This is a genomic window from Chitinophaga hostae (assembly GCF_018224885.1).
Classification (GTDB): Bacteria; Bacteroidota; Bacteroidia; order Chitinophagales; family Chitinophagaceae; genus Chitinophaga; species Chitinophaga hostae.
In genome coordinates, this window is record NZ_JAGTXB010000014.1 from 180353 (window position 1) to 192209 (window position 11857).

Here is an 11857-nt window from a genome sequence, read left to right on the forward strand (position 1 = left end):
GGTAGATATCCGCTTATGTCTCCCTTAATCACTAAAATCAAAAACTGAAATAAAAAATCCTGAAAATCATAAAATAAGTTTAATCCTGGGAAAGACAAAAATCCGCGTAAGCCAAACGCCAAAAAGGGCTTATTTTAGCGGTTTAAACCGGACTGGCATTATGGAAACAATTACAGACGCAACCTATCAGGCCGCCGCAAAGGTAGCCGGCCGGGTAGAGGCGCATTTTCAGAAACATCTTTCTGCTGCGAAGGAGAATGGGGATGACGATTTGGCCGTAGTACCGGAAGCCCGGCAGGTGGAGAAGATGATAGATGTGGCCTTCTGGGCCAGCTTACGTAAGGAAGAAGGAAATCCCATCCGTATATCACTGGCCTTTTTACCGCCTTCGCAGGCGGGGAAGCCTTTATTATTTGAAAAACCGTTGCTGCTGACCCCGCAGCTGCTGACTAAACTGGCCCCGGGAGTAGAGCGGCCCGGTATACATGTAGGCGTATGGGCAGCAGGAGATGAGCTGTATGTATGGGGAACTACGATTAAACTGCCTAACCTGTGTTTTGTGCTCGATGTGTCCGAGCCGGGGCTGCTGGTCGTAAAACACCGCAGGGCAGCCGGGTTGGGTAAATTCACCAATGTGGCGGTGCTGCGCGGCGACCAGGTAAAAGTGGTCAACGAAGATAGCGGCCTGTTACCTGATAGTCCGCCGATCCTTCAGTCATTGCTGGGACTTACCTCTTCCTGTTTATGGAATAACGGGGTAAACGTGTTGATACAGATCGCTGTGTCGATGCGGGCGCATAAGCGCGGTGGTATTTTGCTGGTGGTGCCCTCCAAAGGCGATGCCTGGCGCGAGTCCATTATTCATCCGCTGCAGTACCCCATTACCCCTGCCTTTTCAGGCGTGGCCGACCTGCTGCGTTACGATGGTAAAAGCGTAACGGAAATTTTCTGGCAAAATGCGCTCCGCAGGGAAGTGGAAAATATTACCGGTCTTACAGCGGTAGACGGCGCCACCATCGTAAACGAAGAACAGGAGCTGCTGGCCTTTGGCGCCAAAATAACGCGGGCAAAAGATGCCTGGCCGGTAGATAAGGTGTTGCTGTCCGAACCGGTAGAAGGAGGCGTCCCGGCGCTGATCCACCCATCGGCCATTGGCGGTACCCGGCACCTTTCGGCAGCACAGTTTGTGCATGACCAGCACGATGCACATGCCCTCGTAGCTTCGCAGGACGGGTACTTTACGGTATTCTCCTGGTCACACCAGCAACAGCTGGTGCAGGCGCACAGGATTGATATTTTGCTGATATAGCTGATGTCGCGGTTCTTGTGATTATTTATCATTTAGATTATATTTGAGTAGGTGCTAATCCTTCAAATATCCATATGCTTGAAAAAAAACAGGTACCTGACCATTCCTCTCAAAATAGTCGTGCTGCTGCTAACAATACATCTTCGGCTGGTATTGCCTATCCGGCTGTAACGAAGCTACCAGGCATACAACCAGTCATAAATGAGGAACAACAACCGGGTGCGGTTGTACAGGAAAGCCCGTTCCCGGTGCAATTGATGAAACGGGTAAAGCCGCAATGGGGCGATATGGATGAAAGAAAGAAGGGCAAGGACAAGGACAAGGGTGAAAAAAGCTCAGATGAAAAAAGCTCAGATGAAGACAAGGATAAAAAAAGCGAAGATGAAGGAAAGGAAGCGCCGCCCAAAAAGCAACGTACAAAAAGCCCTTCCAAAGTAGCGCCGAAAGAGGAAAAAGAAAAGGAGAAGGAAAAGGAAAAGAAAAAGGTGTCTCCAAAGAAACACAGGGCTAAAAAGCAAAGACCGGCTAAACGAAAAGGAAAGGAAGTAGTGAAAGGTGAGCCCGGGAAAGGGGGGGCGCCCGGAAAGGAGAAAGATGTGAATATGCGGCATGGTATTGCATTAAAGTATGAGCTGCAGCAACCGGAAAGGGAGGAAGATGAGCACGAAGAAGCGATGGACGAGGAAGCAAAAGATGTTTTTGTGAATAAGGACGAGGTGGCAGGGCGTATCGCTAAACTTTATGAAACCGATGATGACATAGCTGAGTTCCAGCAACCGGTGCCGGAAAAGGAAAAGGATGAGGAAGAAGAGGAAGTGGTATTAGTACCGGAAGAAGGTGAAGAAGAAGCGCCACTGAAAATCCCGCCGGTGTTATTGTCCGAGCTGTCGCCCATGATTATCAGCCAGATTCGCGCAGCAACGACAGAAGAGGAGGTGAAGAAGTTGCTGGATGAATTCAAGGGGGAGAAAATGCAAACCGCTTACCTGGCTACGCTTATACACAACAAGGATCTACATAAAGATGAGATGAAGCAGCGGGCCGTTGTTTATGAAAACCTGTTTACCCGTCCGGAGAAACGGGATAAAGACTCGTCTGCAAGAGATGCATTACCACAGCGATATAATGATAAGAAAGGGGCCAAGGTATCAGAGAACCTGGGCAGGGTAAGTAATGCCCTGGGAGAATTGGGTTTGGCGGGAAAAGATTATGGGCCGGACGACGGGCTGAAAGAGCATACAACCGCAGTAGGAAAGGCGTTGGATGAAAAAGATGCTGCCGCCCAAAATTTATACGCGCTATCTGATTACGCCAATACGCTCTACTCCCAATACCGCGATATTGTGGAAGAACCATGGAACGCTACTACGCGTGGAAAGAAACAGACCAAAGATACACCTGCGGAAAAACGGACTACGCTGTACGCCGCCCAGCTGGCGCTGGAAAGTGACCTGCTGAAAGATATGGCGATCTCAAAACCTGTATACCGCTGGGTAGAAGGGATAGAAGAACATCAAGTAGGGGACCTGATCACTCCAATGGCCTTGTACTCCACCTCGGCAGGCACTAACAGCAGTGAGGTATTTGCCAAAAAAGACAAGGAGCGTACCCTCTTTATTATTGATGAATCAGTTTCCGGCCGCCTGATCCAGGTACTCACCGGTACAAAGAACTGGTATCAGCGTGAGGTATTGTTTCCCGCTTACGCCCAGTTTGTGATAAAACGCAAGCAAAAGAAGACCGCCGCGGATGAGGGGGAAAAAGATGCGGTATGGTACCTAATGGCTGAATTGAAAGAGGCACCCAAACCTGCGCCTAAACAGGAGATCAAAGGGATTGGTTTGCCAGAGGGAGACGAAGCTGGCAAATACAAACTGACAAAGGATTTTTTGACACAATCGCTAGTAGACAAAAAACACCGCGATCTGTTTGACGGTGGCAACCCTTCCAGGAAACAACTGGAAAAAGCTGGTGTAGAAATGAAGGATGATACAGATGTGGCGGCGATGAATGTGCACAATGTATACGGAGAAAAAACGCACGAGCGCTGGGCTGCAGCCATGGAAAACAAAACAGAACGGCAGCAAATCCTTACAAAAGAGAAATTCGGAGCATACTATACAATGCTGATGAACAAACCACCGGTTTACCGCACAAAAGAAGTAGGATGGGGCGATAACAATACCTACCCAAGGCTTAGCAAAGGGGAACAGGAAGCGGTAGATGGCCATGGTTTGCTGAAGTATCCGACGATCTCCCAAAATGGGAAGGCGGACTTCCTGGCATGGGTGAAGCAATATAGCTTTGGAGGGCCCGTTCCTTCTATCGGAAAGAATTTATCTAAAGCGAACTTCATAAAACATATCAACAGTATCACAGATAAACGCATTCCGATCAGGCCTGAACTGATGTTTACCTATCAGCAAAAACACGGCGGAATTAAAGAACCGGATAATACCACCTGGAAACAGGAAGTAACTCATGGTGTGCCCAACGAGGGCGCGCTGGAAAAAGATGTTGTATTAAAATTGAATGAAACGGCTGCCGGACTGGAACAAATACTCTCCCTGTTGTTAGCTAAGGTGATCACGCCTGCAGTATACATGGAAAGAGTGCAGCGCTGGGCTGCCAGCCTGCAGCAGGAAATAGTATCCATCCACCCTTTTAATAATGGTAATGGCCGCCTGAGCCGCCTCTTGATGTACAAGGTGTTGCAAGCTTACAGTATTACTCCGCGGGGACACGAGGCAGCGAACGCCCTACCCTTGCTGGATGATCCTGAAAAAGACCTGAAGATGAATAAGGAAGACTGGTACAGGCATGTTTTCAAAAAAGAAGCATAGCTTAAATATCCGCTTATATCTCCGTTAATCTTTAAAATCAAAAAATGGAAAAGAAAAAATCCTGTAAATCATCATAATCACTATTAATCCTGGGCAAAGACAAAAACGCTGAGATGCACAGATATTTTATTATAAACAAGCCATACAACATGGTGTCGCAGTTTATCAGTTCCCATGAGGTGAGACTGCTGGGGGAGCTGGATTTTGATTTCCCGGAAGGTACGCATGCAATAGGACGGCTGGATAACCATTCAGAAGGATTACTGATATTAACCACCAATAAAAAAGTGACCCGGTTGCTGTTCCAGGGGAAAACGCCGCATGAGCGTACCTACCTGGTACGGGTAAAGGGCATCATGAACCAGGAAACCTTACAGCGGCTGAAAGACGGCGTATCTATTTGTGTGGGCGAGGGACAGGAGTACGTAACCACACCCTGCAAGGTGGAGATTGTAGAGCGGCCGGCAGGATTATTTGATCATCCGAGGGAGCTGCCCATCAACGTACCGCATACCTGGCTTACCATTACTTTAACCGAAGGGAAATTTCACCAGGTAAGAAAGATGGTGGGAGCCGTAAGTCATCGTTGCCAGCGGCTGATCCGTGTATCTATCGAAGGCTTGTTGCTGGGCGATCTGCAGCCCGGAGAGGTGAAAGAGTTTGGAGAGGAGGAATTTTTTTCCTTGCTGAAAATAGATGATTATAAAGATTAACGCATGTGCCGGGGTCAATTTCCGGGCAAGAATAGTGAATATCGCATTAGGTTACGGAGATGATTCTTATTAGGTTTGACCTTTGGAATCATGCATTAACGAGCAATTATTATGAGGAAACTTTTCTGGCTTGCAGGGGCTTTGTGTGTATCGCTGCAGGTAACTTTTGCGCAGTCGCAGCGCTATCCCATTATTCCCTATCCGCAGGAACTGCAGGCGAAGCCTGGTGTTTTTGCGATTACGCCGGCCACCAAACTGGTATTGCCGGAAGATCCTTCGCCTTTCGTCACAGAGACCGAACAACTGCAATTACTGCTTACACAGGCGTTAGGTAAGCCTTTGCCGACGGTAGCCAAAGCAAGCAAAGGGACCATTGTGATGCGTCAGAACCCTGCGCTGGCAGGAGAGGAGGACTATACGCTGGACGTAAGCACCGGGCAGATACTGATGACGGCGAAAACGCCGACCGGCTTTTTCAGGGCTATTCAAACCCTGCGGCAACTGATGCCGCCTTCCATAGAAGATGCACGCGCGGCTGATCTGAAGCTGATCAGCATTCCGGCGATGCAGCTGAAAGATCACCCGGTATATGGCTGGCGTGGCATGCACCTGGATGTGTCGCGTCACTTCTTCTCTGTAAATTATCTGAAGAAATTTATTGATCTGCTGGCGTTATACAAGATGAATAAGCTGCACCTGCACCTGACGGACGATCAGGGCTGGCGCATTGAAATAAAAAAGTACCCGCTGCTGACTTCACAGGGCGCATGGCGTGAGTTTAACAACCAGGATTCGGTATGTATGCAAAAGGCCGTCGACAATCCTGACATGGCTATTGATACCGCACATATCATTCATAAAGATGGTAAAACCTTGTATGGCGGCTTTTATACGCAGGAGCAGATGAAGGATATTATCCGCTATGCGGCTGCCAGGCATGTAGAAATTATACCGGAGATAGACATGCCAGGTCATATGATGGCTGCCATCAGGGCGTATCCTTTCCTGGCCTGCAGCGGTGAAATAGGCTGGGGTAAAAGCTTTTCCACGCCAATTTGTCCGTGTAACGAATCCACTTTTGCTTTTGCAGAAGATATTTTTACCGAGATCGCTGCGCTGTTTCCTTCTAAATATATTCACCTGGGTGCGGATGAAGTAGAAAAGACCAGCTGGGCCGCGTCGCCTCTCTGTGCGGAGGTGATGAAAGCCAACAACCTGAAAACGGTAGAAGAGCTGCAAAGTTATTTTGTAAAACGGATGGAGAAGTTCTTCAACTCCAAAGGCAAAACCCTGATTGGCTGGGATGAAATACTGGAAGGAGGTATCAGTCCTACGGCGGTACTGATGTACTGGCGCTCCTGGGTGCCCGATGCGCCTGTAAAAGCAGCGCAACATGGCAACCAGGTGATCATGACACCGGGTAACCCGCTTTATTTCGATGGCACACCGGATCGTAACGCTATTTATAATGTGTACCATTTTCAGCCGATACCGAAAGGATTAACTGCGGGGGAAGCAAAGCATATTATGGGCGCCCAGGCGAACATCTGGACAGAATATATTCCTTCTGAAAAACGGGCGGATTATATGTTTATGCCCCGTATGACCGCGTTGGCGGAGGTATTGTGGACCAACCGCAATCATTACGACGACTATCTCCAACGCCTGAACGAACAATATAAACGTCTTGATCTGCTGGGTGTACATTACCGTTTGCCTGATCTGGATGGATTTACAGAGGATAATGTATTTGTAGACAAGGGGGTGCTCGATGTTAAGAAGCCACTAACGGATATGACTATCCGCTATACCACCAACGGTACGATCCCGGATGAACATGCGAAGGCGTTACCGGCGCATTATACCATTACTTCGCCGGAAACTATTAAGCTGGCGGCTTTCAGCCCGGCGGGCAACCGGGGGGATATTTACACCCTGCGTTATCGTAAAGAGGCGTACCGTAAAGCTACGGTAGTAAAGGATGCAAGGCCCGGTTTGAAACTGGACTATTATAATGGCGTCTTTAAAAGCGCTGCTAAAATAAAAGAGCAATCAGATAGCAGTATGCGCGTTAACAACGCTATTATTCCTGAAGGAATGGGTAAAGGCGGTGGTGCTTTTGGCGCGCGGATACAGGGTTATATCAATGTGCCTGTAACGGGGATCTATAGTTTTTACCTGACCGTAGATGATGGTGGTATTTTATATATAGATGACCAGGAAGTAGTGAATAACGATGGCTGGCATGCTCCATTCCAGAAGAGCGGGCAGGTAGCGCTGGAGAAAGGCTGGCACCCGGTGAAGCTGGCTTTTGTAGAAGGCGGCGGTGGTTATACGCTGAAGCTGGAATACAGTGTGAACGGCAGTAAACTGCAACCGGTACCAGACAGCTGGTTTGGTGCAGGCAGATAAAAATTAACTGGCAAGTGCTTTCCGTTTCTGCAACGGAAAGCACTTTTTCCTTATTTTTGATACTATCTATGCGTATCATTAAAATACTATTGTTCCTGTTAACCTTTGGCCAGGCCGCCTTTGCAACGGATGCCGCGCTGGCAAAAATACTGGAATCTCTCACTTCGCAGCAAAGAACGCTGCTTTATCAATACGGCACATTGCATACCTGGGCGGGGCCTGCACCCGCGGATAGTTTCTGGCAGCAGCACCGGACGGCGCTTGGGGCTATTACTCCTGAGCAGGGAAAGTTACTGGCGGCGGAGTTGCTGACCAATACGGAGCTGGTATATGCTGTAAAGCAACCTTCCCGTTTACAGGCGTTGCGTGGCGTATTCACCGCATCAAGACTGCTACTCGGGCTGGCTGCGCTGATAGGGGCTTTTGCTGTATTCCAGTTGCTGGGTAAATATTTGCCGGGGATATGGCAATGGTTGGTCAGGCATTTCTATCCATTGTTCCGCTGGTTGTTTTCTCCGCGTATGCTTAGCTGGGAGTTGCTGGCGGCGGGTATTGCCGCTGTTTATTTCGGGCCGCTGTTACCGGAGGTGGTGATCCGTACATCGTTGATCCACCTGGGGTTTGCGCTGATATGGATGCAGCTAACGGCTATCACTACACGTGAACATGGCGCTAAACAATATGTAGATATTTTGCGGCGCAGTTACGGGGACTACTATACGCCGCTGCAGGCTTTTATCCATATTGCTGTTCCTGCCATACTGGTGTCGGTAGCGGTATTTTGGGTGATGATGGTTTGTCCGGATGCGTGGTACCGTTACGAAGTGATAGTGCCGGCTATGACCGGTGTGTTTGCGTTGCCGCCGTTACGGAGTATGGAAGCTGCGTTGAGCCGGGGGCTATTTCCGTTTCACGAGTCTCATTTAAGAAAACAGGACCGGCGTTTTGCGGCCTATATAGTGATATCGATAGGGGTATGGGTAGTATTGTTGTTGTTACCGGTGACGCTGAATGAATCGCTGCTAATGTTGACTGTTTTCGTGGTGGGAATGCTGCTCATGCTGTCCATCATAGAGGCTACGCATTGCGGCATGCCCAACTACTGGTGGCTGCAGGTGGTTACTTTGTGCTTCCTCTTTGCCGCGGTGCTGGCAGGCGCTCAACTGGGACTGCTTTTTGTGACCTGGACGGGAATGATTGGCTTACTGGCGTTTGTGCTGATCAAATATTGGGAGCTGCCCGTGGCGTTGGGTTGGAGCTGGAAGAACAAAAAGGCCTGGGGCACGCTGGGTATGGCTTTGCTGATATGGGGTATAGCTGCCTTGATTCGCTTGCGGCCGGAATGGTTTGCGATATTTCCCGGATAGTTTGGCAATATTTAATGCGAAATTTGATGTAAAAGTGTATTTTTGCGCTCCTTACTTGTGTCGAATTTAATTAATTTAAGATACGCGTAGATCTGAATAACGTACTGACAAGGCTTCTCAGGGCCTCCAAGGCGTTTGCAGGGTCTGCGCTTTTTATTTTCTCCTCTTTTTTTTTGTGCCGGTCTGGTACTATTTGTCTTTGTTGCTGATATATAAGTGATGATCCTCGTTTTTTTTATGAATGGTTATGATTCACAGAAAAAATGTGATAAATTCAATAACTGTACTTTATACGCTTAATCGTTTCAAATCACGTTATGGTGAGAACATTCGCATTTTTAGCATTGCTTGGCTTAAGCAGCAGTGCAGCAGCCCAGCAGAAGGCTCCGGCCTATCCATTGATCACACATGATCCTTATTTCAGTATCTGGTCTACCACCGATGAATTAAATGGGAGCTCCACCACGCACTGGACCGGCGCTTCACAGTCGTTGACCGGTTTGGTAAAGGTAGATGGGGTTACTTACCGCGTACTCGGGCAAAATGTACAAAGCTATGACCCGGTAGTACCTACCAGCGACGAAAAAGCCTACCAGGTGAAATACACGGAGTCAGCTCCCGGCGGCGACTGGATGCAGGACACCTATAACGACCAGGACTGGAAAACCGGCAAAGCCCCATTTGGCGATAATCCGAGCCTGGGAGGCACGCCCTGGAAAAGTCATGACCTCTGGACCAGGAGAACCTTCGACGCCGGCAACTTATCAGCTGCTGACCTGTTTTTAAAAATATCTCACGATGATAATATTAAAGTATACCTCAACGGAGAAGAAATATACGCGCACGACGGCTGGCTGAATAAATACATTTATTTACCCATCAGCGACGCTGTAAAAAGTAAATTGAAGCCCAAAGGCAATGTGCTGGCCATTCACATCCTGAATACCGCCGGTGGCGCCTTTCTTGATGCCGGCATCTCGCGTTTGTCTGCCATGCCTGGTGAAAAGGGCATTGAAAAAGGTGTGCAGACAGCCGTTAATATCAATGCTACACAAACCAGCTATGATTTTACCTGCGGTAAAGTGAACCTTACGCTCACCTTTACCTCTCCGCTGCTCATGGACGACCTGATGCTGCTGTCGCGCCCCGTATCTTATATTGCGTATAAGGTAGCCGCCAACGACAACGCTTCCCACCAGGTGGCTGTATACTTTGGCGCTTCCACCAATGTGAGTGTGAACGTGTCTTCACAGCCTGTGACCACCACGAAGTATACTTCCGGTCAGCTGTCGGTGTTGAAAGCCGGCACCAAAGAACAACCTGTTTTAAAGAAGAAAGGGGACGACCTGCGCATTGACTGGGGGTATATGTATGTAGCCGCCCCAACAGCAGCACACCCTGTACAATACATTAGCAACGGCGGCGACGCCATGCAGGCATTTGCCCGGGGTACCGGCGCCACTGCCAAACAGGACAAAGACCTGGTGTTAAGTACCGCAGTAAACCTGGGCGCCGTGAGCAGTACCCCGAAAGAACAGCTGTTCCTGCTCGGCTACGACGACCTCTTTGCATTGCAGTACTTCTCCACCAACCTCAAAGCATGGTGGAAAAATGATGCCGCGCAAACCATCGATAAACAACTCAATGCAGCCTATACCGACTATGCCGCTATTCTCGATAAATGCGCAAAATTCAATGCACAATTACACCAGGATGCGGTAAACGCCGGCGGCGAAACGTACGCCAAACTCTGCGAACTGGCCTACAGGCAAGCCATTTCAGCACATAAGCTGGCAAAGAGTCCACAAGGCGATATCCTTTTTCTTTCCAAAGAAAACTTCAGCAATGGCTGTATCAATACAGTAGATGTTACTTATCCATCTGCACCATTATTCCTGCTTTACAATCCTGACCTGCTCAAAGGCATGATGAACGGCATCCTCTATTTCTCTGAAAGCGGTAAATATACCAAGCCTTACGCCGCCCACGATCTGGGTACCTACCCGCTCGCCAACGGACAGGCATACGGAGAAGGCATGCCTGTAGAAGAATCCGGCAATATGCTCGTCCTCGCCGGCGCCATCGCCCGCGCAGAAGGCAACGCCGACTACGCCAAAAAACATTGGGCTACACTCACCACCTGGGCAGAATATCTGATGAAAGAAGGCTTCGACCCAGCCAACCAGCTGTGCACCGACGACTTCGCCGGCCACCTGGCCCGTAATACCAATCTCTCTTTAAAAGCTATTGCCGGTATCCGCGCATACGCCATGCTGGCGCGCATGTCAGGTCAAACCGCCATCGCAGACAAATACGAAAAGAACGCCAAAGAAATGGCCGCCAAGTGGATTAAACTTGCAGACGACGGCGATCATTTCAGTCTTGCTTTCGAAAGCAAAAATACCTGGAGCCAGAAATACAACATGGTATGGGATAAAGTACTGAACTTCGACCTGTTTCCTGCAGCCGTATACAAGAAAGAGATCAACTACTATCTTACACAGCAGCATAAATTCGGGTTACCACTCGACAGTCGTAAGACCTATACCAAGTCCGACTGGATTATGTGGACCGCAGTGCTGACGGATAATGCGGAGGATTTTAATGCGCTCGTTTCTCCGCTGTACACCTATGCAACGGGAACGACTACACGTGTTCCGCTGAGTGACTGGCATGAAACGACGGATGGGAAGATGGTGGGTTTCCAGGCCAGGAGTGTGGTAGGAGGGTATTTTATGAAGATGCTGGATGCGAAGTTTAATCCTTCTTCTTCGGCTGCTTCCCGGTGAATTATAGCGTCTCCGGGGTTGCCTGGAGGCGCTTTGAATAAAAAAGAACTGAATAAAATTTGGAGAGAATTTAGAAATTGTTATCTTTGCACTCCGTTAAACAAACGGGGTGAATGATTCCCTAGCTCAGTTGGTAGAGCAATACACTTTTAATGTATGGGTCTTGGGTTCGAGTCCCAAGGGGATCACCACAGAGAGTAAAAAGAAATACTCTTACGTAATTAAAACCTTGTAGAAGCTGATTCTACAAGGTTTTTTTGTTTTTAGTGGTAAAGTTGTGGAGTCCTGTGTAAGGATAGAAAAGGGATCAAGTTGAAAAGTTGGGGGATTGGGTGAATTTTAAGCATAAAGTTTGGTTAATCTGTAGAGAAAAAACTCCACGTCCCTGACGCCTCGTAAGGCATTTCTAAAGGACTTAATCTTG

General features: G+C 48.6%; 6 protein-coding genes and 1 tRNA gene. All 7 read left to right on the forward strand.

Features of this window, described 5'->3' with window-relative positions:
- The first annotated feature begins 160 nt into the window (after positions 1-160).
- The 7 genes from KE626_RS24360 (at position 161) to KE626_RS24390 (ending at position 11624) form a co-directional block, all read left to right on the forward strand.
- A complete protein-coding gene (locus KE626_RS24360) occupies positions 161-1309 on the forward strand; it encodes a putative sensor domain DACNV-containing protein (protein WP_211975617.1) in 1149 nt (382 codons plus the stop codon).
- 74 nt (positions 1310-1383) lie between these two features.
- A complete protein-coding gene (locus KE626_RS24365) occupies positions 1384-4152 on the forward strand; it encodes a Fic family protein (RefSeq protein ID WP_211975618.1) in 2769 nt (922 codons plus the stop codon).
- A 113-nt stretch (positions 4153-4265) separates the two neighbouring features.
- Complete coding sequence (locus tag KE626_RS24370; RefSeq protein ID WP_211975619.1) at positions 4266-4865, forward strand: pseudouridine synthase; 600 nt, start codon at positions 4266-4268, stop codon at positions 4863-4865.
- A gap of 111 nt (positions 4866-4976) precedes the next feature.
- Complete coding sequence (locus KE626_RS24375) at positions 4977-7277, forward strand: family 20 glycosylhydrolase (protein ID WP_211975620.1); 2301 nt, start codon at positions 4977-4979, stop codon at positions 7275-7277.
- 68 nt (positions 7278-7345) lie between these two features.
- Complete coding sequence (locus tag KE626_RS24380) at positions 7346-8644, forward strand: hypothetical protein (RefSeq protein WP_211975621.1); 1299 nt, start codon at positions 7346-7348, stop codon at positions 8642-8644.
- 317 nt (positions 8645-8961) lie between these two features.
- On the forward strand, positions 8962-11433 hold the full coding sequence (locus KE626_RS24385) for a glutaminase family protein (protein WP_211975622.1): 2472 nt from the start codon (positions 8962-8964) through the stop codon (positions 11431-11433).
- A gap of 115 nt (positions 11434-11548) precedes the next feature.
- Positions 11549-11624, forward strand: a tRNA-Lys gene (locus KE626_RS24390).
- Positions 11625-11857: the final 233 nt, after the last annotated feature.

Excerpts from the sequence above, each read along its gene's own strand:
- KE626_RS24360 (WP_211975617.1), top strand. The coding sequence starts at position 161 with ATGGAAACAATTACAGACGCAACCTATCAGGCCGCCGCAAAGGTAGCC.
- KE626_RS24365 (WP_211975618.1), top strand. The coding sequence starts at position 1,384 with ATGCTTGAAAAAAAACAGGTACCTGACCATTCCTCTCAAAATAGTCGT.
- KE626_RS24370 (WP_211975619.1), top strand. The coding sequence starts at position 4,266 with ATGCACAGATATTTTATTATAAACAAGCCATACAACATGGTGTCGCAG.
- KE626_RS24375 (WP_211975620.1), top strand. The coding sequence starts at position 4,977 with ATGAGGAAACTTTTCTGGCTTGCAGGGGCTTTGTGTGTATCGCTGCAG.
- KE626_RS24380 (WP_211975621.1), top strand. The coding sequence starts at position 7,346 with ATGCGTATCATTAAAATACTATTGTTCCTGTTAACCTTTGGCCAGGCC.
- KE626_RS24385 (WP_211975622.1), top strand. The coding sequence starts at position 8,962 with ATGGTGAGAACATTCGCATTTTTAGCATTGCTTGGCTTAAGCAGCAGT.